The sequence below is a fragment of the Janthinobacterium sp. 67 genome (genome assembly GCF_002797895.1).
Taxonomy (GTDB): Bacteria; Pseudomonadota; Gammaproteobacteria; order Burkholderiales; family Burkholderiaceae_D; genus Janthinobacterium.
The window spans coordinates 867,324-893,596 of record NZ_PGES01000001.1; the positions used below are offsets into that span (position 1 = coordinate 867,324).

A 26,273-nucleotide genomic window follows, 5' to 3' on the forward strand; every position below is an offset into this window, starting at 1 on the left:
CAGGCATGTCGCGAAGGCGGCGTCGTTCTTGGCACAGTGAAAGGTGGAACATGGTAAGGCAGGCAGGCGAGGACGCATCCGAGCAAAAAGTCATCGACGACATCGCCACGCATGGCTGGCATGGCGTGCATATCGGTGCCGATGAAGAAGGTCCCGGCTATGCTTTTACCATAGGCGCTGGCCACAGCTTCGGCCAGCCTGAATTTCTCATCATGGGCTTGCCGCGACACATGGCCCACCAGATACTCGACGTGGCGCTGGATGCCGCGCGCAGCGGCGCCATCACGGATTTCACGGCCACCACGGACGTCTTGCTGGAAGGCCATCAGTGCGCCTTCGTGCGTGTGCCGGTCGAGCAATACCGCGACTACGTCGGCTATGCGCGCTGGTATTACCAGGGCGATGACTTTACTTTGTACCAGATCGTCTGGCCGTCGCGCGATGGGCATTTTCCATGGCAGGCGCAAGCGAGCGCGCAGTATGTGGCGAGCCAGCCCCTGCTGGGACCGGCGCCGCTGGCCGCATGACGCGCATCGTCACGGGTACGGCTACCGTGTGCGTGTTCGACCCGGCCCTCTTGCGCCACAGGCTGGAAGACGACTGCGACTGGTGGAGCATCCCCAGCGCGGAACTGGCGGCCGTGAATGCGGGGCAAGCGGCGTTTTTCAACGTGGGCGGCGACGGCGCGTATGAACTCGCCTTGCATGCCGAACTTGCCGAGCCGCAGGTGATCGTGCACCTGGCCGTCGTCTCGGGCCGCGTCTTCATCGGCGCCGGAGAGGACGTCACGGGCGGCGGCCTGGAACCGGACACGGCCTATGGCGGCCTGTTCGTGGACCTGCCCGCAGGCAGCTACCGTGTGCAGGCGCGCCGCGATGGCGCCCACATCAGCCTGGCATTCGTGCCCGATGCGCGCAGCGGCAATGCGTTTGGCGACCTTGTGCGTATTTGATCTTGCGTACCCGTATTGCCCCGGGCTAGGCATCCATGCGCGCCGCGCCCGTGCCTTGCCGCCGGTCCAGGAACAGGCTGTTGCCGTGGATTTTCTTTGCCTGCTTCTTTGCTTCGGCCGCCTGCGTGGCGATCTGGTGGTGCGTGTAGTACTGGTGCGCCTCGACCTTGATGACGCCCAGCGACAAGCTGATCAACGAGTAAAACACTTTCTTGCCTTGCCGGTCTTCGCTGATGTAGCCGCCCCGTTCGCAGTCGCCCGTGCTGTAGTAGGCGAGGATGGCGGCCGCGAAGTCGTCCAGCATGGCCTGGCAGCGCGTTTCCCAGTCTTCGCTCTGGAACAGAATCATGAAATCGTCGCCGCCGATGTGGCCGATGAAGTCGCGGTTCGGGTCGCAATGGCTGCTGAGGATTTCTCCCGTCAGCTGGATTACGTCGTCGCCCTTGCGGTAGCCGTACACATCGTTGAAGGGCTTGAAGTGGTCGAGGTCGCAATAGCAGACCCAGAAGCGGCTGCCGCTGTGCAATAAGCGGTCGATATGTTCGTTGATGGGCACGTTGCCGGGCAATTGTGTCAGCGGGTTGGCGTAGCGGGCCGCGTTGATCTGCATCTGCGTGATTTCGCGCATCAGGTCGTGGCCCGTGCCCATGCCCAGGTAACGGCCGTGCTCGGTGATGATGAAGCCGTTGAACAGGTGGTGGGCATCGGATTGCACCATCGTGTAGCTGAGTTCCTGCAAGCTCGTCTCGTGGTCGGCAATCAGGGGCGTGGCATCCATGAACAGGCTGCATGATTTCCTACCATACAGTTCGCGCTGGTAAGGGCGGGCGAAGTGGTCGATCATGTCGAAGCGGCTGATCAGGCCCAGCGGCACGCCGTCGTCGACGACGGGAATGATCATCAGCTTCGGTTCCTTCAGGAAGATATCGTACACCTCGTTATTGTTGAGCTGCGGCGACACGGCCGCCACCTTGTGCAGCAGCTTGCGGATGCTGGCGCCATTTTTTTCCAGGCTGCTGCGCTGCGGATACACGGCCACGCCATTGCGCCCCAGCGCCTGCACCACTTCGGCCGGCAGGGCGCGCGCCGGCACGGCGTTGGGCCGGCCCAAATGATAGCCTTGCCCGAACGCCACGCCCAGGTCGCGCAAGACCAGCAATTCCGTCTGCGCCTCGATGCCTTCGGCGATGACCAGGGTGCCCGATTTCTCCGCGATTTCCTGGATCGAGCGCACGAACTGCAGTTTCACGGGATCGTTGTTGATGCCCTGGATGAAATGCATGTCGATCTTCACGTATTCCGGGCGCAGTTCCGACCACAGGCGCAGGCTGGAAAAACCTTCACCGAGGTCGTCAATGGCGATCTGGAAACCCATGTTACGGCAATGCAGCACCGCCTCGCGCATCAGCTCGTAATCGTAGGTGGGCTGGTTTTCCGTCAGCTCGATGATGACACGGTCCGGATTGATGCCGATGTGCTCGATGTATTCCAGGGTTTCGCCATGGCGGGCATTGCGCAGCAGCAGGCATTCGGGGCTGACGTTGAGAAACAGTTTTCCCGGCAACTGCAGTTCGGCGAAGCGTTCAAGCACCACTTGCCGGCACAGGTGTTCCACTTCCAGGGTCAGATCGTGCGCGCGCGCCACCTTGAACAGATTCATCGGCGCGTGCAGGGGGCTGTCGGACGGCCCCCGTATCAAGCCTTCGTAACCGATGATGTCGCCGCTGTGCATGTGGATGATGGGCTGGAACAGCGCGCTGAGCTTGCGGCCCGCGAGGATCTCGTGCAAGGCGTCCGTCCCTTCGATGGTCATGGGAAGCGATGGCGGTTTCAGGTAAGCCACGTTCGATGGCATCACGCCGGGCGGCGCGGCGGTGGTGGAAGGGAGGGCGAGAGTGTGCATAGGAGGCTGTGGCGGCACGGCCTCTGGACGGGCCATGAACATGTTGCCGATAGTAAAGAAGATTTATGACAGCTTGATGAAACGACTTTGCTTTTGATAATGTTTCTTGTATGAACGTCAGCTTGTCGATTTCGCGGAAAGCGAGATTTATCATGGCGATCCATGTGAATTTGCCAAACAAAAGACGGCAAATTCCTCAGATAACTGTGCTTTAAAAGTGGCAATCCGCGCTATGATTTCTCTTGGCGAAAGTCAACATGGGCAGCCGCGGCGTATGCCTGGCCTGCTTTCCTCGACATCCAACAATGAGACAAACAACCCATGCAATTACGTAGTGCAACCCTCATATTCAGCTTGCTGGCCGCTTTCGGTGGCAATGCCCTGGCGCAAAGCGCCGCGACGCCATCGTGCCCGGCCGGCGACGGCGCTCCGGTGACGTATCCTGTCAGCAAAAAAGTCGACCAGCAAGACAGCTATTTCGGCACCACCATTGCCGATCCGTACCGTTGGCTGGAAGATGCCAACAGCGCGGAAACGGGCGAGTGGGTCACGGCGCAAAACAAGCTGACGCAGTCGTACCTGGGCACCATCCCCGAGCGCGCCGCGATCAAGCAGCGCCTGACCAAGCTGTGGAACTATGAGCGTTTCTCTACACCAACGAAGCAGGGCGGCCGCTACTTCTACAGCCGCAATGACGGCTTGCAAAACCAGGCCGTGCTGTACACGGTGAAAAAACTGACGGACGAGCCACGCCTGCTGCTGGATCCGAACACCCTGTCCACGGATGGCACGGTGGCGCTGGCCGGCACCTCGATCAGCCCGAACGGCAAGTACCTGGCGTACGCCACGGCCGCTTCCGGTTCCGACTGGAACGAGTGGAAAGTGCGCGACATCGAGACGGGCAAGGATTTGACGGACCACATCCAGTGGGCCAAGTTCTCGGGCGCCTCGTGGACCAAGGACAACACCGGTTTCTTCTACAGCCGCTATGACGCGCCGAACGAAGCCACCAAGCTGGCCGATATCAATTACTTCCAGAAATTGTATTTCCACAAGATCGGCACGCCGCAAAGCGACGACGTACTGGTCTTCGACCGTCCCGACCAGAAGGAATGGGCGTTCGGCGGCAGCACCGTCAGCGACGACGGCAATTATCTGATCATCACGGCCACGCAAGGCACGGAACGCAAGAACCGCATCTTCTACAAGGACTTGCGCCAGAAGAACGCCAAGGTCGTGGGCTTGCTGGAAGAGTTCGATGCTTCGTACTCGTTCATCGACAATGACGGTCCCGTGTTCTTCTTCAAGACGGACAACAAGGCGCCAAAATCGCGCGTGATCGCCATCGATACGCGCAAACCGCAGCCATCCGACTGGAAGGAAATCGTGCCGGAAGCGGCGGAAACCCTCGTCGCCGTCAACCTGATCAACAACCAGTTGGTGCTCGACTACTTGAAAGATGCGCAAACGCAAATCAAGATCGTCGGCCTGAACGGCAAGCTGGTGCGCGAAGTGGCCTTGCCGGGCATCGGTTCGGCCGGCGGCTTTGCGGGCAAGCGCGGCGATACGGAAACGTTTTACTCGTTTACCAGCTTCACGACGCCAGCGACCATCTACCGCTACGACATGAAGTCGGGCAAGAGCACGGTATACCGCCAGCCGAAGGTCGATTTCGACCCGAACGCCTTTGAAACACGCCAGCAATTCTTCACCAGCCGCGACGGCACCAAGGTGCCGATGTTCATCGTCTCGAAAAAAGGCATGAAGCTCGACGGTTCCAACCCGACCTATCTGTACGGCTATGGCGGCTTCAATATTTCGCTCACGCCAAGCTTCTCCGTGGCGAATCTTGCCTGGGTGGAAATGGGCGGCGTCTACGTGATGGCCAACCTGCGCGGCGGCGGCGAGTACGGCGAAGCCTGGCACCAGGCTGGCACCAAGCTGAACAAGCAAAACGTGTTCGACGACTTTATCGGCGCGGCGCAATGGCTGGTGGACAACAAGGTTACTTCGCCATCGAAGCTGGCGATCGGCGGCGGCAGCAATGGCGGCCTGCTGGTGGGCGCGGCCATGACGCAGCGTCCCGACTTGTTCGCGGCGGCCATCCCGCAAGTGGGCGTGCTCGACATGTTGCGCTTCCACAAGTTTACAGTGGGCTGGGGCTGGGTGCCTGACTACGGTTCGTCGGACGACGCCGAACAGTTCAAGGCGCTGGTGAAGTACTCGCCGCTGCACAACCTGAAGGCGGGCGGCTGCTATCCGGCCACCATGATCACGACGGCCGACCACGACGACCGCGTCGTGCCTGCCCACAGCTTCAAGTTCGCCGCCGCCGCCCAGGCAGCGCAAGGCGGTGCCGCGCCCGTGCTGATCCGCATCGATAGCAAGGCGGGCCATGGCGCCGGCAAGCCGACGACCAAGCAGATCGAAGAAGTGGCGGACCGCTGGGGCTTCCTCAGCCGTTCCTTGAAGATGACGCCGGTAGTGGCGGAGCCGGCCAAGGTGGCTGCGCAGTAAAATACGGCAGGTCGGATTGGCGCGGCATCGCCGCGCGTGATCCGACAACATCCGTCATGCCAGCAAGATGTCGGATTACGCGGGGCTTTTCGCCCCGCTAATCCGACTTACGGTCACAATCCTCGCCAATACTCCCTCCCCGAACACCGTTTGAAACGGCAAATCCTTGCGCTGTGCATAGCCGATATAGCAATCGCACTTGAAGCGCGGGCAGCGGCGTTCCTGTAGCATGTCTGCCAAGTCATCCACGTACAGATTCCCCAAGCGCTCCGGCACGAAATGGCAGCGTGTCAGTTCGCCATCGCCATCGACGGACAGCGACGCTTCGCCCGCCAGGCATGGCTTGCCGCGCGAGGGCGACGGGCGGCGGTTTTGCGCAAACCACGGGTCGACGGCATCGAGCCAGGCCAGGTCTTCCCCGCTGTAGTAGCCGGGGCCACGGCGGTCGTAGGCGTTCAGCCACAGATAGACGTGCTCCGGCAGGGCCGCGCGCAGGGCGCGGATGGCGTCCAGGTGCTCGTTCATGGCGACGACGCCGACGCAATAGCGCACGCCCATCGCGTCCAGCCTCGCGCAGCGTTCGAGAAAGCGGGCCACGGTCGTCTGGCCCGGGTGGTAGGTGCACCACAGGCCGATTTTTTCCAGCCCTGGCATGTCACGCAACCAGCTCAGGGGGCCGGACAGATTCGTCTGCAGCGCCACTTGGCGCACGTGGGGCAAGGCAGCCAGCGTCTGCATGGCCGCGCGGTACTGGCGCCGCACCAGCGCTTCGCCCCACGGCGTGAACAGGACGCCGATGTCCCGTTTTTGTGCCGCCACCCAGCCGGTAAAACGCGCCACTTCACGCGCATCGCGGGCCAGGGTGGCATGGCTGTCGCGCTTCTTGGCGAACGGGCAGTAGCCGCAGGCGTAATTACAGCTCGAAAGCGTGCCGCGATACAGCAGGGACAGCGTTGGCGCTTGCGTTGTCAGCACGCCTGGCCGCCTTCGGCCATCAGCGCGCGCACCGTCTCGGACGCCAGCCACGGGCCGATGGTGTCGGCGTAGCTGTAGCCGCGGTCATTCAGGCGCAGCAGCGGGCCATCTTCTTCCACCAGGGCCAAGGAGTGCAGCTCGGCCAGCTGCGGCAGATCAAGCTCGCAGCGGCTGCCGAAGCGCGTCGCGTAGGCGTCGCGGTCCAGGCCCGGTTCCGTCAGCAGCGACTGGATCACGTAGCGGCGGCGCTGTTCCGCATCATCGAGGACGTAGCCGTGCTCCGCCTGCCCGAAGCGTGCCTCGTCCAGCGCCAGATACTGTTCGATGATGCCGATGGTCTGTGTGCGCGCCACCGCGTATTCGCTCGAATAATGCAGGCGCGAAGTGTAGGAACGGGCGCCCGCGCCCAGGCCCACCATGCCGTCGTTCTGGCAGCAGTACGAGGGCCCGTTCTGCTCGGGCGCATGCGGTGCGCGGAACATGCGCATCGACACCTGCTCATAGCCCTGGGCGCGCAAATGGTCGCGCGCGGCCGCGTACAGGGCCAGACGGCTGTCGCCATCGCGGGCCAGCATGATGGGGTTGAGCGACGCGGCCCCCTGGCGGCGCGCCACTTTTCCAAGACCCGTTTGTTCCCGTACATACAGCGGATACAGATAGATTTCCTCTGGCCGGAAGGCCAATGCGCTATCGATGGAAGCGAGCAGGCTGGCCACGGTTTGCCCGGCGATGCCATAGATCAGGTCCAGGTTCAGGGTGGGAAATCCTGCCGCGCGTATCAGGCCGATGGCGTGATGGACGGTGGCGTTTTGCTGGGGCCGGGCCAGCGCGCGCATCTCGCCGGCGGCAAAGCTCTGGATGCCGAGGCTGACCCGGTCGATGCCATGCGCGCGGCACACGGCAAGCCGCTCGGCCGTGACGGTTTCGGGCGACGCTTCGATGCCGGCCGGCGTCGCCTGCAAATCGATGCCGAGGATGTCGCGCGCGCCGCACAGCAAGGTGTCGAGCTGCGTGGGCGACAGATAGGTGGGCGTGCCGCCACCGAGCGCGAAGCGGGCAAAGCGCCGTTCACCGAGCGCGCCATCGAGGGCGCGCATCTGCACCAGCACCTGCCGCACGTAACGCTCGACCATGTCGGCGCCGGGGCGCGCCATGGCGAACAGGTTGCAAAAGCCGCAGCGCATCTCGCAAAACGGGATGTGGATGTAGGCGAAGAGGGCGGAGCGGTCCTGCTGCGCCCACAGGGGCGCCAGCGGCGCGGCCTGCGGCAAGGCGCGGTAGGCCGCCTTGTGCGGATACGAGTACGAGTACGCCTGGTAGGGCGTGTGGCGCATGCGCTGCGCCAGGGTGCCCGGTTGTTCGGATGGGTTCACGGTGGGGACTCCTGGGAAATGGTATCTGGCGCGACGACGAAGTGTGCGTATGGCACAGTCCACACGCTGTCATGGGCGACCCTGTGGCCACGGTAGCCGTCTTCGCCATAGGCGCTGCCATGGTCCGAGCAGACGATGGCGAACGTGGGCGCGCGCGCGGCGCAGGCGGCAAACAGGGGCGCCAGCGCGCTGTCGACATAGCGCAGGGCGGCCGCATGGCTATCGAGGTTATCGCTGCGGCAGCCAGGCAGGTAGGCGCGGTTCGGCGTGTGCAGGGCGGCCACGTTGATGAACAAGAAGGTGCGCTGGTCGTTTTGCGCCAGCAGCCGGGTCGCCAGCGCCACCTGCTTTTGCGTCGAATGGCGGCTGGACACGCCCATGCCCGCGCTCCAGTGGCTTTCCTGGAACAGCGACGGCAGCACGGTGCCCAAGGCGGTCTGTTTATTGAAGAAACCCACGCCGCCGATGCAGATGGTGCGGTAGCCGCGCGCGGCCAGTGCGGCGGGCAGGTCCGCTTCCTTGAAGGCAAACGTGTGCGGCGAGGTGGTTTCGCTGCCAGAAAAAGCGGAGGCGAACAGGCGCGGATGGCGGCCCGGCGCGGCCGGCGTGGGCAAGAAACCTGCAAAGAAGGCCTGGTGCGCCGCGTAGGTAAACGTGGCGGGCGAGTGGCGCTTGTCCCAGCCGCCCGGCGGCAGCAAGCGCCCCAGCACGGGCAGTTCGCCCGCCTCATACAGGGCTTGCGCCACGTCATAGCGCAAAGTGTCGAGCGTGATGAAGACGATGTCGTGGCTGCCGACGACGGCGTGCATGTCGGGGATGGCTGCTGTATCTTTAAACATGATTCAGTTGCGCTGCGTAGGTGTCCGCGCCTTGCCACAACAGGCCTGGCAGCAGGTCGCCGAAGGCGTTCGCTTCGAGCACGCGGGCCTGGCCGTGGCGCACGACGAGGTCGTAGCCCGTCACGTGGCTGTGCGGGAAGGCGCGTGCGGCCAGGGTGGCGGTCGTTTCCAGCGCCGCCAGGTCGTCTGCGTGCAGGAGGACTGCCGCGTCGCCACGCCGGTTGTCGAGGTGCAGATTGGTCATCATCTGCTGTCCGATGCGCGCCACGCGGTGCGCGGGCCGGCCCGCCACAGTGACGATGCGCAGGTCGTAATGGCCGTCGCCGCAGCGCGGCTTGTTCAACCACGCTTCCGCATACAGCTGTTGCGCGGCCAAGGCGTCCACGAGGGCGGCGATGTCGCGCCGGGTCTCGTAGCGGGCCATGCGCTTGACGTTGAACAGACGCGCCGCGCCGCCTCCCAGCTGCAAGGCGGCCGAGGTCGTGGCTTGCTGCCGCCCCGCCTTGTTCCTGCGGTAGGCGACGACACCGGACGCGGACGAGCCGTAGCGAGGCTTTAAATAGACGCGGTCAAGCTGGTGTTCGTGCAGCAGCGATTGCAGGTGGTCGTAACCATGCACGGGTCCCAGCAGGGCGGGAATGGCGATGCCGTGCGCGGCCAGGTGGCGCTGGCAGGCCAGCTTGTCCGTCATGAGACAGATTTCGGCTGGCACATTGAAGACGCGTATGTGCGGCATGGCCACCAGTTGCCTCTCCAGGTCCTGCATGGCCTTGGAAAAGCCGGCAAACCACGCATCCATGGCCAGCAATTCGCCATGCGCGGGCCCCTCGACCGGAGGACGGTCCAGCAGCCGGCAGCCCGCGTCCAGCAACAGCCCATGGGCGGCGGGATCGTCGCCGGGCGGCTCGATCTTCAGCCGGCCGGCCTGGCGCAAAGCGCCTTCCAGCAGCGCCGGCTGCGCCAGCCAGTCGCGCCATTCCAGCACTTGCGCGGGCGGCAGGCGCAGCTGTGCGCGCGCCGCCTGCATCAGCCGCACGCGCTTGCTGCCCTGTGTCGCCAGTAAAAGCATCGGTATTTATTCGCCGACGGCGACATAACGATAGCTTTCGCCGTCGTCTTCATCGGCTTCCTGCGGATCGTCCAGCACCACCTCGAACGGCAGCGCCTTCAATTTCGCCTGGTTTTCTTCCGAGATGTAGTGGTGCGACAGGTCCAGGCGTTTCAGCTTGCCCAGTTGCGTATGATTGAGCACGGCCACGGCGCCCAGGTCGCCGATTGTGCCCAGCGACAGGTCCAGGGTGTCGAGTTGCGCCACCAGCGGTTCTTCCGCCAGCCAGACGGCCAGGTCGTCGGCGATTTCGGCGTCGCGCAGGCCCAGGTAGCGCAAGGTCGGCACGATCAGCTTCGCCAGCACCTTGCGGTACAGGTCGACGTCGCCGGAAAAGCCGTAGTCGTCCGTACCCAGCCACAGTTCCAGATGTTCCAGCTGCGGCATGCTCGATTGCGCCAGTGCTTCGGCGATCTTTTGATCGAGGCCGCCCGCTTCGATGGTGAAGCGGCGCAGGTGCTGGTGGGCGAACGGTTCGATGACGAGTTCATTGCCGCCGCGGATGCGCAATTCCTGCAGCAGCGGGAAAGCGTCCAGCAGGGGCTTGTAGCTGCCTTGCACGATCCACGAGATTTCGCATTCCTCGTACGTCATGTCGCCGATGAACAGGGCGCGCAAGTTGGGCAGCTGCGGCGCGTGGGCGATCAGCGCGGCCATCACCTCGTCGGCGCCCGATTCGTAGGGGTCGCCCCACATGCCGATGATCAGCGCTTCCAGCGCGTGCTTGTCGGCCTTGGCGAGAAAGCCGGAGATCAGCTCGTCCATCTTGCGCTCGTCGTCGTATTCGAGCGACAGGCGGTAGACGATGCCGGGCGAGGCGTCGAACGGCAAGTCAGGGTCGTACTGGACGACTTTCTTGTTGTGGAAGGTGGTGGTGCTGTCGGAAATGGTCATCGCGTGGGCTCCGTGTTGGCGTTGGAGGCCTGGATGCCGCGCGGTGGCAGCGGTGCTGGATGAGCCGGGATGTGCCGCGACGCTCTGCGAAGACATCCAGGCCTGGAAATCTTGTCTATTCTAAAATCTTAGCATAGACATTCAGGCATATTGCGCACCGCAGGAGCTGCTTATCTGTGGATGACCACGAGTAGCGCCTTGCCCTCGGTCTTGCCCAAATTCCGGATGGTATGCGGCTGGTCGGCCGGATAGCGGGCCGTGCCGCCATTCTTGACCTTTTTCTTCGCCGCGCCCACTTCCAGCTCCAGGTTGCCGTGGATGACCGTCAAATGCTCGGTCGTGCCCGGGTCGTGCGGCTGCGACGCCAGTTCGCCGCCCGGCGCCAGGGTCACTTCATACCATTCATATTTGCCCGCCAGTTCCATCGGCCCCAGGATGCGCAGCACGTAGCCCGCGTGGTCGCCGGGCAGGGTGGGGGTTTCGTGGGCGTCCGTGATGCGGATGGTTTCCACGGCTTTTTCCGCGCTGGACAGCAATTCGCCGATCTGCACGCCCAGGGCGTTCGCCAGGCGCCACGTGATGGCGATGGTGGGATTGGCTTTTTCGCGCTCGATTTGCGACAGCATGGACTTCGATACGCCGGCGATGCGCGACAAATCCTCGAGTGTCAGGCCGCGCGCCAGGCGCAGCCGTTGCAGGGTGGCGCCCACTTCGGGCGGAGAATTGGTCGAAACGCTGGTTTTCATCGGCAGGTAGCTTGCAAAGTTCAAAAGGCTTGGGTAATATCCACTATATTGAATTTCAGTTCGAAATAGTGGATTTTGAGGAAAAACACGGAAACGTGTAGACTTCAAACAGCGCTTCACGGTACAGCATAGTGCGCGCACCGGTCAAGCGGCCGCTTTTCCCTATGGCGGCTGAGGTCACACGGATACCACAAACGCAGGGACACACAAGGATCATCATGAGCGAGCAAGCGAAGAACACCTTTTTCAGCGGTCTGCAACAGAACCTCGATCAACTGCGCCAGCAGGGCTTGTACAAGCCAGAGCGCGTGATCGCCTCGCGCCAGGGCGCCGAAGTGGTGTGCGACGATGGCCGTACCCTGATCAATATGTGTGCGAACAATTACCTGGGCCTGTCCGGCGACCTGCAGACGCAGGAAGCATCCATTGCCGCCACGCAAAAGTACGGCTACGGCCTGTCGTCAGTCCGCTTCATCTGCGGCACGCAAACCGTGCACAAGGAACTGGAACAGGCGATCTCCGCTTTTCTGGGTACGGAAGACACGATTTTGTACGCGGCGGCATTCGACGCCAACGGCGGCGTGTTTGAACCGCTGTTCGATGAGAACGACGCCATCATCTCGGACGCGCTGAACCACGCTTCCATCATCGACGGCATCCGCCTGTGCAAGGCTGGCCGCTATCGCCACCTGCATAACGACATGGCTGACCTGGAAGTGCAGCTGAAAGCGGCGATTGCCGCCGGCAAGCGCCACAAGGTCATCGTCACGGACGGCGTGTTCTCGATGGACGGCACGATCGCGCAGCTGGACAAGATCTGCGACCTGGCCGACCAGTACGGCGCGCTGGTGATGATCGACGAATGCCACGCGTCCGGCTTCATGGGCGCGACGGGCCGCGGCACGCACGAACACCACAACGTGATGGGGCGCATCGACATCATCACCGGTACCCTGGGCAAGGCCCTGGGTGGCGCCATGGGCGGCTTCACGTCGGCCCGCAAGGAAGTCATCGACACCCTGCGCCAGAAATCGCGTCCTTATCTGTTCTCGAACACCCTGGCGCCATCGATTGCCGGCGCGTCGCTGTCGGTACTGGAACGGTTGGCCAAGTCGACGGAACTGCGCGACCGCCTGCATGACAACACGGCCTTCTTCCGCAGCGAAATCGAGCGCATCGGCTTCACCATCAAGCCGGGCACGCACCCGGTCGTGCCGGTGATGCTGTTCGACGCCCCCGTGGCGCAAAAGTTTGCCGCCCGCCTGTATGAACTGGGCGTGCTGGTGACGGGCTTCTTTTACCCTGTCGTGCCGATGGGCCAGGCCAGGGTGCGCGTGCAGCTGTCGGCCGCCCATACGCGTGAACAGCTGGTGCAAGTGCTGGCCGCTTTCGAACAGGCTGGCAAGGAACTTGGTTTGCTGACCACGACCACTACTAATTAATACGAATTCAGGAAAATAGCATGGAACGCATCTTAGTCATCGGCGCAAACGGCCAAATCGGTAGTGAGTTGGTGGGCGCGCTGGCGCTGCAGCACGGCGCGGACAACGTCATCGCCAGCGACATCGGCACGAATAATCTGTACCAGGCCAAGCGCTACGCCCAGCTCAATGTGCTGGACAAGGACGGCCTGGCGAGCATCATCGCCGATGAAGGCATCACCCAGGTGTACCAGCTGGCGGCGATGCTGTCGGCCACGGGCGAAGCGGCGCCGTTGAAGGCGTGGAGCCTGAACATGGATGGCTTGTTGAATATCCTGGAACTGGCGCGCGAACGGGGCGAGGCGGGCAAACCCTTGCGCATCTTCTGGCCTTCGTCGATCGCCGCCTTCGGCCCGAACACGCCGCAAGTGAACACGCCGCAAATGGCGGTGATGGACCCGACGTCGATGTACGGCATCAGCAAGCTGGCCGGCGAGCGCCTGTGCGAGTATTACTTCAACAAGTATGGCGTGGACGTGCGCAGCATCCGCTACCCGGGCATCATCAGCTACAAATCGCCTCCGGGCGGCGGCACCACCGATTACGCCATCGCCATTTTCCACGCGGCCTTGCGCGGCGAGCGCTATGACTGCTTCCTCGATGCGAACACCACCTTGCCGATGATTTACATGCCCGACGCCATTCGCGCCACCATCGAATTGATGGATGCGCCAGCGGAGTCCATCAAGATCCGTTCCTCGTACAACGTGGCCGGCGTGTCGTTCAACCCCGAGCAACTGGCCAAGGCCATCGTGCGCATGGTGCCGGACTTCAAGATCAGCTACAAGCCGGACAGCCGCCAGGCCATCGCCGACAGCTGGCCGCAAAGCCTGGACGACAGCAAGGCCAGCGCCGACTGGGGCTGGAAGGCGCAGATCGGCGTCGAACAGATGGTCACGGACATGCTGGCCAATGTCGACGTGGGCCATGCCGCCAAGGCGGCTTGAGTCCAGTCCCGGCATTCATAAAACATACAAATATAAAGAGACACTACATGGATATGAGCGTATTTGACCTGTTCAAGATCGGCATCGGGCCGTCGAGTTCCCACACGGTGGGGCCGATGGTGGCGGCGCGGCGTTTTCTGGTCGAATACGGTCCGCTGGACCAGGTGGTGGGCGTCGAGGCGGCCCTGTATGGCTCGCTGGCGCTGACGGGCGTGGGCCATGCCACGGACAAGGCCGTCATTCTTGGCCTGATGGGCGAAACGCCGCAAGACGTGGCGCCCGATGAAGTCGACAGCAAGCTGGCCGCCATCGAGGCGGCCGGCGAAATCGCCTTGCTGGGCACGCACGTGGTGCCATTCACGGCCGCCACGGGCCTGGTCTGGCACAAGAGCGAATCCCTGCCCGAACACCCGAACGGCATGCGCTTTACCTTGAAACTGGCGGACGGCAGCCGGGTCGACAAGGTGTATTACTCGATCGGCGGCGGTTTTATCCGCGAGGCAGGCGAGGCGCAAGCGGAAGCGGCCGTGGAATCGGCCGCCAGCGCGCGAGTCGTCTTCCCCTTCGATACCATGGCGCAATTGCTGGCGCACGGCGTGGAAAGCGGTTTGTCGATTCCTGAAATGCTGCGTGCGAACGAGTGCGTCAAGCGCAGCGAAGAGGAATTGAACGCAGGCCTGGACCGCATCTGGCACGTCATGCGCGACTGCATCGCGCACGGCCTGGAAACGACGGGCAACCTGCCGGGCGGCTTGAACGTGAAGCGCCGCGCCGCCAAATTATGGCGCTTGGCGCAGGAGGCGAAGGCGTCCGACAACCGCGCCAACGACTTGCCGCACGACGCCGTGCACCTGGTCAGCCTGTACGCGATGGCCGTCAACGAGGAAAACGCGGCCGGCGGCAGGGTCGTGACGGCGCCGACCAATGGCGCGGCCGGCATCATCCCGGCCGTGCTGCGCTACTACGCGCAGGATTGCCGCCCCAGCGATCCGGTCGGCGGCGTGCGCCGCTTCATGCTGACGGCGGCGGCCATCGGCATGCTGTGCAAGCGCAATGCCTCGATCTCGGGCGCCGAAGTGGGCTGCCAGGGGGAAGTGGGCGTCGCTTGCGCCATGGCGGCGGCCGGGCTGGTGGCGGCCCTGGGCGGCACGAACGAGCAGATCGAAAACGCTGCCGAAATCGGCATCGAGCACCACCTGGGCATGACGTGCGACCCCATCGGCGGCCTGGTGCAGATTCCCTGCATCGAGCGCAACGGCATGGGCGCCGTGAAAGCCATTACGGCCGCCTCGCTGGCGCTGAAGGGCGACGGCACGCATTTCGTCAGCCTCGACGAAGTCATCGAAACCATGCGCCAGACGGGCGCGGACATGCAGGACAAGTACAAGGAAACGTCGCTGGGCGGCTTGGCCGTGCATGTGATTACGGTCAATCACGCTGCTTGTTGAGGCGCCGGTGGTGTTGTCGGATTACGCGCTCACGCGCTAATCCGACCTACGGTAAGTGGCAATGTCGCAGGTCGGCGTTGGTGGGCGTTGGTGGGCGTAGGTCGGCGTAGGTCGGCTTAGCGCAAAGCGCGTAAGCCGACAAGCACCATCCAATACCTCACTCCTCCTCAAACAACTGCTCCAGCCTCCTCGGGTAGTTATTCAAGAAATCGCGCGTCACGGCATAGTGTTCCGTGTCTTCATACGCCACTTCGTGGATGCCGCCACCCGTGAACATCAAAATCTTTGCGTTCGGGTAGGCGAGCAGAATCGGCGAATGGGTGGCGATGATCAGCTGGGAGTCGTCCTGCACCAGCTGGTGGATCACGGACAATGCCGCCATCTGGCGGCTCGGCGACAGCGCCGCCTCGGGTTCGTCCAGCAAATATAAACCCTTGCCCCGCAGCTTGTTGATCAGGGTCGCCATGAACGCTTCGCCGTGCGATTGCGCATGCAGCGACTTGCCGCCGTAGCTGCCCAGGTACTCGGGCATCCCGTCCATGTAGGTGGCGACGTTGAAAAAGCTCTCGGCGCGCAGGAAATAGCTGTCTTCGGGCTTCTTGTAGCTCTTGCTCAGGCGCAGATGCGCGTGCAAGCCCGATTCCTCGTCCGACGGCAGGGCGATGCGCACGTTGCGCGTGCCGCCATCCTTGCCGAAGCCCAGCCCCACGGCCAGCGCTTCGAGCATGGTCGATTTGCCGCTGCCATTCTCGCCCACGAAAAACGTCACGTCCCGGTGGAAGTCCATGTGCACGAAGTCGCGGATGGCGGGGATGGTGAATGGATAGTGATCGAGGTCGACGACGGCGTCGTGGCGCAGCGCGGCGCTTTGCAGATACGGTTTTTTACTCAGCGACATGGCCGGTTTTCGACTCCAATATTGATCATGGCAAGGGACACTCAGCACAGTGTGGCGCAAATCGGCGTCGCGCGCCAGTGGGTACGCCAGCCATCTTCGCCTGGCTTGATCTCATGCATTATGGATGGTTTGGCAACACACGGACTCTCCAATTGTCGCATCTTGACCTGGCTGACGCCACGCGATTCGCCTTGGACGGCGGCTGGCACTATAATATCCGCTGCCATTCATGATCAACCGCACTCAGCTCAACTGGACTCTTCAAATTTATGCATTACGTGTCTACCCGCGCTGATAAAGCGCCATCGAATCTGCAGCAATTCTCCGACATCCTCCTGGGCGGCCTGGCCCCCGATGGCGGACTGTATCTCCCTGAACACTATCCGCAAGTCACTGGTGCCGAGCTCAACGCCTGGCGCACATTGTCGTATGCCGACCTGGCATTCGAAATCCTGAAGAAGTTCGCCACCGATATCCCGGCCGCGGACCTGAAGGCACTGACGGCGAAAACCTATACCAAGGCAGTCTACAAGAACGCCCGCGCCGGCGAAAACGCGGCCGACATCACGCCGCTGCGCGTGCTCGAAGAAAACATCGTCAAGGGCGGATCGACCACCCTGATGCTGCAAGCGCTGTCGAACGGCCCGACCCTGGCCTTCAAGGACATGGCCATGCAGCTGCTGGGCAACCTGTTCGAATACACCTTGGCCAAGCACGACGCCGAGCTCAATATCTTCGGCGCCACCTCGGGCGACACGGGCAGCGCGGCCGAATACGCGATGCGCGGCAAGACGGGCATCCGCGTCTTCATGCTGTCGCCGCACAAGAAAATGAGCGCCTTCCAGACGGCGCAGATGTTCAGCCTGCAAGACCCGAACATTGTCAACATCGCCGTCGAAGGCGTATTCGACGATTGCCAGGACATGGTCAAGGCCGTGTCGAACGACTTGCCGTTCAAGGCCAAGCAGAAGATCGGCACCGTCAATTCCATCAACTGGGCGAGGGTCGTGGCGCAAGTCGTCTACTACTTCCGCGGCTATCTGGCGGCCACCACCAGCAACGAGCAAAAAGTGTCGTTCACGGTGCCATCGGGCAACTTCGGCAATATCTGCGCCGGCCATATCGCCCGCATGATGGGGCTGCCGATCTCGAAACTGGTGGCGGCGACGAATGAAAACGACGTGCTCGACGAATTTTTCCGCACGGGCGTCTACCGCGTGCGCAAGTCGGCCGAAACGTATCACACGAGCAGCCCGTCGATGGATATCTCGAAAGCGTCGAACTTCGAGCGCTTCGTCTACGACCTGGTGGGCCGCGACAGCGAGCGCGTGCGTGCCCTGTTTACGAAAGTGGAAACGCACGGCGGCTTCGACTTGTCGGGCAAGCCCGGCAGCGACGGCGACGAATTCAAGCTGGTGGCCAAATACGGCTTCAAGTCGGGCAAGTCCACGCACCAGGACCGCCTCGACACCATCCGCGACGTGGCCGACGACTACGGCATCACCATCGACACGCACACGGCCGACGGCATCAAGGTGGCGCGCGAGCACCTGGAGCCCAACGTGCCGATGATCGTGCTGGAAACGGCGCTGGCGGCCAAGTTCAACGAAACCATCCTCGAAGCGCTGGGCGTGGACGCGGAACGCCCGGCCGGCTTCGAGAACATCGAAGACTTGCCGCAAAAGTTCGTCGTGATGGATACCGACGTGGAAAAGATGAAGGCGTATATCGCCGCCAATACGGGTTTGTGATGACAGACGCCAGCACTGTACGCAAGCCGATGCTGTCGGTGGCCGAGGCGCAAGCCTTCATGCTGGGCGCGGCGCGCCCGGTGGCCGAGGTGGAACTGGTCGACACCATGCGCGCCAACGGCCGCGTGCTGGCGGCCGCGCAGACGTCGACCCTGAACGTGCCCGAGCGCGACAACACGCAGATGGATGGCTATTGCGTGCGCGCGCAGGATTGCGCCAGCGGCGCGGCCAGCTTGCCCGTGTCGCAGCGCATCGCGGCCGGCCACGTGGGCCAGCCGCTGCAACCGGGGACGGCGGCGCGCATCTTCACGGGCGCCCTGATCCCGGAAGGCGCCGACTGCGTCGTGATGCAGGAGCAGTGCACCGTGCTTGATGGCGTGGTGACGGTCAATCACGTGCCGAAAGCGGGCGAATGGGTGCGCCGCCAGGGCGAGGATATCCGCGCCGGCGGCGTGATCCTCGGCGCGGGGCGCCGCCTGCGCAGCCAGGAAATGGGCCTGGCCGCCTCGGTGGGACTGGCCCAAGTCCCCGTGCTGCGCAAGCTGCGCGTCGCCGTGTTTTTTACGGGCGACGAGCTGGCCATGCCGGGCCAACCGCTGGCGCCGGGCGCCGTCTACAACTCGAACCGTTTTACCTTGCGCGGCTTGCTGGAAAACCTGGGCTGCGAGATCACGGACCTGGGCATCGTGCCCGACAGCCTGGAGGCGACGAAGGCCGTGCTGCGCCAGGCGGCACAGGGCAATGATCTGATCATCACCTCGGGCGGCGTGTCCGTGGGCGAGGAAGACCATATCAAGCCGGCCGTCGAAGCGGAAGGGCGGCTGAACATGTGGCAGATCGCCGTCAAGCCGGGCAAGCCGCTGGCGTTTGGCGAAGTGCGGGATGCGTTCTTTGTCGGCTTGCCCGGCAATCCGGTGTCGAGCTTTGTCACATTTTTGCTGTTCGTGCGCCCGTTCATCCTGCGCCTGCAAGGCGTGGCGGGGAATCTGGCGCCGCGCAGCTACAAGCTGCCCGCCGCTTTCGAGCGCCTGAAGGCGGACAAGCGCAACGAGTTCTTGCGTGCCAAGGTCAATGACGAGGGCGAGCTGGAACTGTTTGCCAACCAGAGTTCGGGCGTGCTGACCTCCACCGTGTGGGGCGACGGCTTGATCGATTGCCCGCCGGGGCTGTCGATCGCGCGCGGCGACATGCTGCGTTTCATCCCGTTTAATGAATTGCTGTACTGAGGAAGCATCGATGAAGATCAATCTGCGTTTTTTTGCCAGCGTGCGCGAGCTGGTGGGCACCGGCCATGAAGTGCTGGAAGTAGCCGAGCCGCTGACGGTGGGCGCGGTGAGGGCGCTGCTGATCGCCCGCGGCGGCAACTGGGAATACGCGCTGGCGCAGGGCCGCGCGCTGCGCATGGCGCATAACCAGGTGATGTGCGATGCCGATACCGTGACGGGCGATGGCGACGAGGTGGCGTTTTTCCCGCCCGTGACGGGCGGTTAAGAATACCCACTGAGGAAAATGGCCGCTGATGCGGCCATTTTTTATCGCGGCTTGACCTTGGGCTTGTCCCCGCTGCACGTGGCGCAAGCGACGGCTTTCCGGTAGCGCCAGTATTTCGAGCCGATGAAGATGGCGGACGCCACCAGTGCCCAGGCCAGCGCGCTGAGGATGTCGGCCTGGTTGGGCGTGCCCTTGCTGTACTCGACCACCGTCAGGATGATGAATAGAATCGAACTGGCCAGCAAATAGCGTGAAATCCAGAATCCTGCGCCCATGTGTATCTCCTCTTGTCGTCTCGTTGTCTCGTGAAGTCCAGGTGCCGATCATTGCGGCATGTCCGCGCAGTATGCATCATTTTTCGGCATTCTTGCCATCCATCGGCCGTATCTCGACTAAAATGCCGGGGTTTTCACCGTCTTCCAGCTTGCCATGACCAACTCCAGTTCCCCCCCGTTTCACATCGCCGTCATCGGCGGCGGCCCCGCCGGCCTGATGGCCGCCCAGGCGGCCACCGACCAGGGGGCAAAGGTGGAACTGTTCGACGCCATGCCGTCCGTCGGCCGCAAATTCCTGCTGGCGGGGCGGGGCGGCATGAACATCACGCACGCGGAAGGCTACCAGGCCTTCGTCTCGCGCTACGGCAGGCAGGCGGGCCGGGTGAAGCCGGCGCTGGACCAGTTCGGCCCGCAAAAAGTGCGCGACTGGGTGCACGGCCTGGGCGTGGAGACCTTTGTCGGCTCCTCGAACCGCGTCTTCCCGACGGACATGAAGGCGGCGCCCCTGCTGCGCGCCTGGCTGCACCGCCTGCGCGAAGCGGGCGTGCAATTTCACATGCGCCACCGCTGGACGGGCTGGCAAGATGAGGATGGCCAGCTGGCCTTTGCCACGCCGGACGGCGAATGCCTGCGCTCCTTCGACGCCGTGATCCTGGCGCTGGGCGGCGGCAGCTGGGCGCGGCTCGGTTCCGATGGCGCGTGGGTGCCGCTGCTGCAAGGGCAGGGCGTGGCCGTGCAAGCGCTGGCGCCGGCCAATTGCGGCTTCGATGTGGACTGGAGCGAGTATTTCAGCAGCCGCCATGCGGGCGAGCCGCTGACGACCGTGGCCATCACGGCGCACGACATCGACGGCTTGCGGATCAAGCGCCAGGGCCAGTTCGTCATCACGGCGGGCGGCGTGGAAGGCAGCCTGATTTATGCCTTGTCGGCCGCGCTGCGCGAGCAGATCGCGCGCGACGGCAGCACCACCATCTGGCTCGACCTGGCGCCCGACCACAGCCATGAACGCGTGTTCGAGGAAGTGACGCGCCCCCGTGGCGCCCGTTCCATGTCCAGCCACCTGAATAGCCGGCTGGGCATCAAGGGCGTGAAATCGGGCTTGCTGCGCGAATGCCTGAGCGCCGCCGACTTTGCCGACGAGGCGAAGTTGGCGGCCGCCATCAAGCTGCTGCCCGTCACACTCGTACGCCCGCGCCCCATCGATGAAGCCATCAGCAGCGCCGGCGGCGTGCATTTCGATGGCGTCGACGGCAGCATGCTGCGCGCCATGCCGGGCGTCTTCGTGGCGGGCGAAATGCTGGACTGGGAAGCGCCGACGGGCGGCTACCTGCTGACGGCCTGCCTGGCGCAAGGCAAGGCGGCCGGCGAGCAGGCCGTCAGTTGGCTGGAAGAGAAGGTCAATGCCAGGTAATTTCGCCTGATCCGCTCTTTTGCGCTTCGCGCTGGCGCGGGTTGCCGTGGACGTGGATGTCGCCGCTGCCGCGCAAGGTCAGGTTGGCGGCGTCGCGCACGAAGACGGTGCTCTGGCCCGAGCCTTGCAGGCTGACGCTGGCCTTGTCGGCGGCCAGGTGCTCGGCATCGATGTCGCCCGAACCGCTCAGGTCGGCACGGAGGAATTTCGAGTTGCCGCTGGCGGCGATGCGCCCGGAGCCCACCATTTCCAGCACCACGCTGTCGCTGTTGCCGGCATTGATGTCGAGGTCGCCGCTGCCGTTGACGGTCGCTTGCACCTGCTTGTAGCGGCCCGTGAAGCTGACATTGCCAGATCCCATCAATTCCAGGATAAAGCTGTCGCCGCTAAATCCCGTGATCTTGCTGTCGCCATTGCCGTGCACGTCCAGGCGCACGAGGGCCGGCAACACCAGTTCCACCTGCAGCGGCTGGCGGTGGTGGAACAGCATGCCTTTCGGGCCGATATGCAGGGTCGTGCCATCGGCCGTCGTGTCGACGTTCGACAGCAAACGCTGCTCGCCGCTCACTTTCAGCGATGGCGTGGCGCCGCGGCGCAGCACCAGGTCGATGGGGCCGGCCAGGTCGATGCTGTTGATGGTGGCGGCAATCGGGCGCGTTTCGCTGCGCACGGCGCGGCCGGCAGCGCTGCTGGGATTGCTGATTCCCTTGGCGCGCAGCGCCGCATACGACATGGCGATCAGGACCAGCGCCAGCAAGAGCATGGACAGGCCAACTTTGAGCAAGCGTTTCATGGCAGCCTTTCTAGTGACCTTTGAGCAGGGAAACATTCATGGCGATGTAGCGCTTGATACCGATCAAGGTATAGCGCGTGACCACCAGACTGAGCAGGAAGATGGCGATGCCGCCGAGCAGCATGCCCATGCCGAAGACGGTTTGCGTGGTGCGCGCATCGCGGTCCATGTCGGTGGAGATGCGGATGCCGCCGCCGGCCAGCGCTTCGGCCCGCTCCATCACGCGCGATGACGCGCCCGGCGTCGCCGGTTCGGCTTTGACGGGGCCGGGCAGGTGATCGACTTCGATGCCCGCGTCGCCGATGGTGATGCGCGTTTCGCGCCGTTCGTCGCCATCGTCGTCCTGGATGAAAACGTGGCGCAGCGGGCCATCGAGCACCAGTTCGTTGGCGCCGGACAATCCGCTGGCCGTGATGGCGATGCCGGCCAGGTAAAAGCTCAGGCCGACGGCATACAGGGTGGCTAGCAGGGCCGCGTACACGGCGGCAGGCACGACCATGAACAGGTTGAAGATGGCCAGGCCCACGAGCGAGACGAGCAGGCGCAGCAGGTTAACGGGCGTTTTCTTGTGTTCGAACGCCTGGCGGTGGGTGCTGCCGCGCAAGGTGAGGGCGATCTTTTTCGGGTCGCCCAGGTCGTCGGCGATTTCGTGCTCGCTGCGGCCGGCCGCAGCGCCTTCGATGAAGGTCTGTTCGTAGTAATCGAGGGTCTTGGCCACCAGGTCCGGTGGCAAGCCTGTCAGCGCGCGCCGCAGTGCGTCGAGATAATCTTGCTTGTTCATCCTATTCTTTCTGTCCGCCGCTTCAGCCCATGGCCGGCTGCAGCATGCTTGCCTGGCTCAGCAGCAATGGCGGTTGTGGCGTCTGCTGTGCGTGAATGACGATCAAGGTGGCCATCACCACACAAGCGAGCAGCGCCAAGGCTTTCAAGCTATTTTTCAAGTGCAAGGTGGTGTGCATGGTATTCCCCGTGGCATGGCCGTTGTCGATGATCAGACTGTACCCAAGCGCACGCGGGCGCACCAGCGCGGTGCGACAGAATGCAATTTCGCGGGGGCGAGCGACACCAGGGCAGGATGCACCGTCAAGTCTACTTTGCAGTCTTGCCCGTGGTGATGGCCCTGGCCGCCGCCACGCCGCTGCGCACGGCCGCCTCGATGGTGGCCGGATAGTCTTGCGTCCGGTCATCATTGGCCGTGTAGTCGCCGGCCAGCAGCAAGCCCGGCACGCCGCTGGCGTTGCCGGGACGCGCCAGGTCCGGCGTGCAGGCAAAGGTGGCGCGCTTTTCCGTGATCAGTTGCGTCCAGGCAGGTTGCGCCAGTTCCGGGCGCTGCAGCATCTGCGCCAACTGCGTGGCGATCGCTTGCGCCAGCGGACCATGGCCTTGCTCGGCGGCGGGGCCGGAGGCGCTGATGACGACGGCCAGCAAGCCTGGCTGGCTGGCGTCGAGCTGGCCCCGGTCAAAGACGAACTGGCCCCAGTGCTGCTGTGCCGGCGTATCGACGAGGGCGTAGAACGGCAAGTCCAGGCGCACCGAGGCGTCGTACCGCAGGTAGCAGGTGCTGATGGCTTCCGGCGTGAAGGCTTGCATTTTGGTAATAACGTCGTCGAGGCGTGTGTCGTGCAAGCCTTGCAGCAGCGTGGCCGCCTGCACGGACGAAGTGGCGACGATGACCGCATCATAGTGTTCGCCGTCATCGAGTTGCCAGCGGCCATCGGGCAGCGCTTGCAAGGCGGAAACCTTGGCGCCCGTGCGGACTTCGCCGCCATGCCGTGTCACATGGCGGGCGGCCGCGTCGGGCAGCAGGCTACTCAAATCCGCTTTCGGGATCAGCATGTCGGATGCGCGGCGGCGCGATGCGCCCAGGCTGTCGCGCAGCACGTTGATGAAGACGCGGGCCGAGGCCCGCTCGGGCGGGGTATTGAGCGCGGCCAGGCACAGCGGGTGCCACATCAGGCGGTTCAAGTTGTCCGTCTGGTCGAAGCGCTGCAGCAATTCGCTGACCGTGCAATCGTTGTACAGCTGCCAGCCCATCGTCCGCATGGCCGTGGAAAAACGCATCAGGGCCAGCTTGTCGGCGCGCAATAATCCTTTGGCGCGCAGCAAGGCCCAGGCCAGGTGCAGCGGCGCGGGCAGGCGGGGCGCGATGAAATCCATGCCTTTGGCACCGGCCGGATAGCGCATCTGCAGGGGCAGGGTGAGGATCAGTTCGGCAGGGTCTTGGCCCGCGAGCTTGATCAGCCGCAGGGTTTCCGTGTACGCGCCCAGCAGGATGTGCTGGCCGTTGTCGAGCACCATGCTTTCGCGTTCGACCCGGCGCGCCCGCCCGCCCAGGGTGCGCGCCGCTTCGTAGACGGTGACGGCGTGGCCGGCGCGCGCCAGTTCCATGGCCGCCGCGCAGCCGGCCCAGCCGGCGCCGATGACGGCGTAGCGCTGCTTCACGCCACTCTTAGCCACGAACCCAGGTCTTCCAGGCCAGCCACAGTTTGCGGATCGGCGTGAGCGAAATGCGCTGTTTCAGCACGTGGTAGCCGTCGCGCTCGACTTCGTTGAGCAGGGTGCGGTAGATGGCGGCCATGATCAGGCCAGGGCGCTGGGCGCGGCGGTCCTCGGCGGGCAAGAGCGCGAACGCTTCGTCGTAGGCCTGTTGCGCGCGCGCCACCTGGAAACGCATGAGGTTTTCAAAGTTTTCGCTGTGGCGTGCGTTCAGCAAGTCGGCGGCGGTCACATTGAACTGCTGCAATTCGCTGATCGGCAGATAGATGCGCCCCTTGCGCGCATCTTCGCCCACGTCGCGGATGATGTTGGTCAGCTGGAAAGCATGACCGAGTTTTTCCGCGTACAGCAGGGTTTCCGGGCGGGTCGCGCCAAAGATGCTGGCCGACAAGATGCCCACCACGCTGGCCACGTGCCAGCAATAGCGGCTCATGGCCTGGTAATCGAGGTAGCGGGTCTGGTTCAAGTCCATTTCCATGCCGTCGATGATGGCCTGCAAATGCTTTTCTTCCAGTTTATAGATGTTCAGGTGCGGCTGCAGCGCGCGCATCACGGGATGCGTGGGGTTGCCCTCGTACATGGCCTTGACTTCCTTGCGCCACCAGACCAGCTTGGTGCGTGCCACGGCTTCGTCCGTGCATTCGTCGACCGTGTCATCGACTTCGCGGCAGAAGGCGTACAGGGCCGTGATGGCCTTGCGGCGCTCGGCCGGCAGGAACAGGAAGCTGTAGTAGAAGCTGGAGCCGCTCTGGGCGGCCTTTTGTTGGCAGTATTCGTCGGGAGACATAGTCAAAAGAGCAAGGGTTGCAGATCGAAGCCGCTATTCTATCGTCTTACAGAGTGGGCGACGGGGGAAAAGCCGTTTTTACTTGTGTCTCTTGATGCAGGCTTTTGCGCGACATGCGCAGGGCGCGCCAGAAAATGATCAGCCAGTCGCGTTTCTCCAGCTTGGGGCGGCGCCGGAACACGTCGTAATTGACGGCTTCGATGCATTCGAGGATGCGCAATCCCCCTTGCACCACCAGGCGCAGTTCCCAGCCGATGCGCCCGCGCAAACGCAGGGCCAGCGGCGCGCCGGACAGCATCAGGGCGCGCGTGCGGGCCACTTCGAAGCGCATCAGGGCACTCCACTTGCCATGCGCCTCGGGCCGCTCGAAGGCGGCGGCGGAAACGGCAAAGCGGCTCAAGTCTTCCATCGGCAGGTAGATGCGCTCTTTTTGCTGGTCGATGGCGACGTCTTGCAAGAAATTAATTAGTTGCAAAGCTGAGCATATGGCATCGGAATCGCGTACATTCTGTTCATCGGCCGCACCGTACAGGTGCAGCATCAGCAGCCCCACGGGGTTGGCCGAGCGGGCGCAGTAATCGAGCACGTCGTCAAAGCTGGCGTAGCGCGTCGTTTCCACATCCTGCTTGAAGGCGGACAACAGGTCGTAAAACGGCTTCAGCGGCAGTTCGTGTTTGGCGATGACGCCAGCCAGGCGCTCGAACATGGCGGCGTTCTCGCCAGCATGGCCTTCATGGCGGGCGATGCGGCCCAGCGCCTCTTCGTAGGCGTGCAGGGCGGACAGGCGCTCGGCCGGCCTGGCGTCGCCTTCATCGGCCAGGTCGTCGGCGCTGCGGGCGAAGGCATAGATGGCTTCGACGGCCGGCACCAGGCGGCGCGGCAGTAAAAATGATGCAACAGGAAAATTTTCGTAATGGTCTACAGGCATGAACACACTTCTCTAGTCTTGCGTTTGTCCGGCCCCCTCCAACGCTGGAGTGTGGCCGGACGTTGTACGGCTGAAGATTAATGACGCATAAGTCACTAAAAACTTTTACGCACGATTATAATTAATAACCAGAAAGTCATTAGCGGTAAATCACTCGCCGCCATGACCAAGCTGATATTGTCACAAATTTAAGGATATCGCGTGCGAAAAAGTTTGGCTTAACCCAAAGGGCAAGCAAAAAGTTTCTCCGCATAAAAATA

Annotated in this window: 25 protein-coding genes; 10 read left to right on the top strand and 15 right to left on the bottom strand. The window is 63.3% G+C overall.

Annotated elements, in window-relative coordinates; all coding sequences use genetic code 11:
• Positions 1-50: 50 nt before the first annotated feature.
• Both CLU90_RS03845 and CLU90_RS03850 read left to right on the top strand, forming a co-directional pair.
• Positions 51-527: a DUF4262 domain-containing protein gene (locus tag CLU90_RS03845; RefSeq protein WP_092716449.1), complete on the top strand. Its 477-nt coding sequence runs from the start codon at positions 51-53 to the stop codon at positions 525-527.
• Positions 524-952 carry a DUF6386 family protein gene (locus CLU90_RS03850; protein WP_092716451.1) on the top strand — a complete coding sequence of 143 codons (429 nt, stop codon included), beginning with the start codon at positions 524-526 and terminating at the stop codon, positions 950-952. Before CLU90_RS03845 ends, CLU90_RS03850 begins: the two co-directional genes overlap by 4 nt.
• Before the next feature lie 25 nt (positions 953-977).
• Here CLU90_RS03850 and CLU90_RS03855 read toward each other — a convergent pair whose 3' ends face one another.
• On the bottom strand, positions 978-2,765 hold the full coding sequence (locus tag CLU90_RS03855) for a GGDEF domain-containing protein (RefSeq protein ID WP_100427239.1): 1,788 nt from the start codon (positions 2,763-2,765) through the stop codon (positions 978-980).
• A gap of 411 nt (positions 2,766-3,176) precedes the next feature.
• On the opposite strand from CLU90_RS03855, the gene CLU90_RS03860 reads away from it, so the two are divergent.
• Positions 3,177-5,372, top strand: a complete 2,196-nt coding sequence (locus CLU90_RS03860; protein WP_092716455.1) for a prolyl oligopeptidase family serine peptidase — start codon at positions 3,177-3,179, stop codon at positions 5,370-5,372.
• Between the two features lie 75 nt (positions 5,373-5,447).
• On the opposite strand, the gene CLU90_RS03865 is transcribed toward CLU90_RS03860, so the two are convergent.
• From CLU90_RS03865 to CLU90_RS03890, 6 genes are all read right to left on the bottom strand, one after another.
• Positions 5,448-6,347 carry an STM4011 family radical SAM protein gene (locus CLU90_RS03865; protein WP_198511140.1) on the bottom strand — a complete coding sequence of 300 codons (900 nt, stop codon included), beginning with the start codon at positions 6,345-6,347 and terminating at the stop codon, positions 5,448-5,450.
• On the bottom strand, positions 6,341-7,720 hold the full coding sequence (locus CLU90_RS03870) for an STM4012 family radical SAM protein (protein WP_198511141.1): 1,380 nt from the start codon (positions 7,718-7,720) through the stop codon (positions 6,341-6,343). The genes CLU90_RS03865 and CLU90_RS03870 overlap by 7 nt, the downstream gene beginning before the upstream one ends.
• Positions 7,717-8,559, bottom strand: coding sequence for an STM4013/SEN3800 family hydrolase (locus CLU90_RS03875; protein ID WP_100427240.1), 843 nt, complete (start codon positions 8,557-8,559; stop codon positions 7,717-7,719). Before CLU90_RS03875 ends, CLU90_RS03870 begins: the two co-directional genes overlap by 4 nt.
• A complete protein-coding gene (locus tag CLU90_RS03880) occupies positions 8,552-9,628 on the bottom strand; it encodes an STM4014 family protein (protein ID WP_100427241.1) in 1,077 nt (358 codons plus the stop codon). The genes CLU90_RS03875 and CLU90_RS03880 overlap by 8 nt, the downstream gene beginning before the upstream one ends.
• A 6-nt stretch (positions 9,629-9,634) precedes the next feature.
• A complete protein-coding gene (locus CLU90_RS03885) occupies positions 9,635-10,561 on the bottom strand; it encodes an STM4015 family protein (protein ID WP_100427242.1) in 927 nt (308 codons plus the stop codon).
• A gap of 170 nt (positions 10,562-10,731) precedes the next feature.
• A complete protein-coding gene (locus CLU90_RS03890; RefSeq protein ID WP_070218654.1) occupies positions 10,732-11,307 on the bottom strand; it encodes a helix-turn-helix domain-containing protein in 576 nt (191 codons plus the stop codon).
• A gap of 218 nt (positions 11,308-11,525) precedes the next feature.
• Here CLU90_RS03890 and kbl point away from each other — a divergent pair, with 218 nt between their 5' ends.
• Genes kbl through CLU90_RS03905 form a run of 3 tightly spaced genes read left to right on the top strand, consistent with a single transcriptional unit; the run spans position 11,526 to position 15,183 of the window.
• Positions 11,526-12,749, top strand: coding sequence for a glycine C-acetyltransferase (gene kbl, locus CLU90_RS03895; protein WP_100427243.1), 1,224 nt, complete (start codon positions 11,526-11,528; stop codon positions 12,747-12,749).
• A 20-nt stretch (positions 12,750-12,769) separates the two neighbouring features.
• The gene (locus CLU90_RS03900) at positions 12,770-13,735 is read left to right on the top strand and encodes an NAD-dependent epimerase/dehydratase family protein (RefSeq protein ID WP_100427244.1); all 966 of its coding nucleotides are present in this window, start codon (positions 12,770-12,772) and stop codon (positions 13,733-13,735) included.
• A gap of 47 nt (positions 13,736-13,782) precedes the next feature.
• The gene (locus CLU90_RS03905) at positions 13,783-15,183 is read left to right on the top strand and encodes an L-serine ammonia-lyase (protein ID WP_092716467.1); all 1,401 of its coding nucleotides are present in this window, start codon (positions 13,783-13,785) and stop codon (positions 15,181-15,183) included.
• A gap of 157 nt (positions 15,184-15,340) precedes the next feature.
• Here CLU90_RS03905 and CLU90_RS03910 read toward each other — a convergent pair whose 3' ends face one another.
• Positions 15,341-16,081 carry an AAA family ATPase gene (locus CLU90_RS03910; RefSeq protein WP_092716470.1) on the bottom strand — a complete coding sequence of 247 codons (741 nt, stop codon included), beginning with the start codon at positions 16,079-16,081 and terminating at the stop codon, positions 15,341-15,343.
• 269 nt (positions 16,082-16,350) lie between these two features.
• Here CLU90_RS03910 and thrC point away from each other — a divergent pair, with 269 nt between their 5' ends.
• Genes thrC through moaD form a run of 3 tightly spaced genes read left to right on the top strand, consistent with a single transcriptional unit; the run spans position 16,351 to position 19,323 of the window.
• Positions 16,351-17,832 carry a threonine synthase gene (gene thrC, locus CLU90_RS03915; protein WP_100427245.1) on the top strand — a complete coding sequence of 494 codons (1,482 nt, stop codon included), beginning with the start codon at positions 16,351-16,353 and terminating at the stop codon, positions 17,830-17,832.
• Positions 17,832-19,058 (top strand): molybdopterin molybdotransferase MoeA, encoded by a 1,227-nt coding sequence (locus CLU90_RS03920; protein ID WP_100427246.1) that lies wholly within the window; start codon positions 17,832-17,834, stop codon positions 19,056-19,058. The genes thrC and CLU90_RS03920 overlap by 1 nt, the downstream gene beginning before the upstream one ends.
• A gap of 10 nt (positions 19,059-19,068) precedes the next feature.
• Positions 19,069-19,323 (top strand): molybdopterin converting factor subunit 1, encoded by a 255-nt coding sequence (gene moaD, locus CLU90_RS03925; protein ID WP_092716476.1) that lies wholly within the window; start codon positions 19,069-19,071, stop codon positions 19,321-19,323.
• A gap of 41 nt (positions 19,324-19,364) precedes the next feature.
• Here moaD and CLU90_RS03930 read toward each other — a convergent pair whose 3' ends face one another.
• Positions 19,365-19,598 carry a hypothetical protein gene (locus tag CLU90_RS03930; RefSeq protein WP_100427247.1) on the bottom strand — a complete coding sequence of 78 codons (234 nt, stop codon included), beginning with the start codon at positions 19,596-19,598 and terminating at the stop codon, positions 19,365-19,367.
• A 154-nt stretch (positions 19,599-19,752) separates the two neighbouring features.
• On the opposite strand from CLU90_RS03930, the gene CLU90_RS03935 reads away from it, so the two are divergent.
• A complete protein-coding gene (locus CLU90_RS03935) occupies positions 19,753-21,009 on the top strand; it encodes a TIGR03862 family flavoprotein (RefSeq protein WP_092716480.1) in 1,257 nt (418 codons plus the stop codon).
• On the opposite strand, the gene CLU90_RS03940 is transcribed toward CLU90_RS03935, so the two are convergent.
• The 6 genes from CLU90_RS03940 to hpnC all read right to left on the bottom strand — a co-directional run bounded on the left by CLU90_RS03940 (position 20,996) and on the right by hpnC (position 26,013).
• Positions 20,996-21,802 carry a head GIN domain-containing protein gene (locus CLU90_RS03940; protein WP_092716482.1) on the bottom strand — a complete coding sequence of 269 codons (807 nt, stop codon included), beginning with the start codon at positions 21,800-21,802 and terminating at the stop codon, positions 20,996-20,998. The two genes, CLU90_RS03935 and CLU90_RS03940, sit on opposite strands and share 14 nt — an antisense overlap.
• Before the next feature lie 10 nt (positions 21,803-21,812).
• Entirely contained in the window at positions 21,813-22,583 is a 771-nt protein-coding gene (locus tag CLU90_RS03945; protein ID WP_100427248.1) for a DUF1700 domain-containing protein, read from the bottom strand.
• Between the two features lie 22 nt (positions 22,584-22,605).
• On the bottom strand, positions 22,606-22,761 hold the full coding sequence (locus CLU90_RS03950) for a hypothetical protein (protein WP_157808724.1): 156 nt from the start codon (positions 22,759-22,761) through the stop codon (positions 22,606-22,608).
• A 130-nt stretch (positions 22,762-22,891) separates the two neighbouring features.
• Complete coding sequence (gene hpnE, locus CLU90_RS03955; RefSeq protein WP_100427250.1) at positions 22,892-24,259, bottom strand: hydroxysqualene dehydroxylase HpnE; 1,368 nt, start codon at positions 24,257-24,259, stop codon at positions 22,892-22,894.
• Positions 24,252-25,085, bottom strand: a complete 834-nt coding sequence (gene hpnD / locus CLU90_RS03960) for a presqualene diphosphate synthase HpnD (protein ID WP_100427251.1) — start codon at positions 25,083-25,085, stop codon at positions 24,252-24,254. Before hpnD ends, hpnE begins: the two co-directional genes overlap by 8 nt.
• 46 nt (positions 25,086-25,131) lie before the next feature.
• Complete coding sequence (hpnC, locus tag CLU90_RS03965; RefSeq protein ID WP_092716494.1) at positions 25,132-26,013, bottom strand: squalene synthase HpnC; 882 nt, start codon at positions 26,011-26,013, stop codon at positions 25,132-25,134.
• Positions 26,014-26,273: the final 260 nt, after the last annotated feature.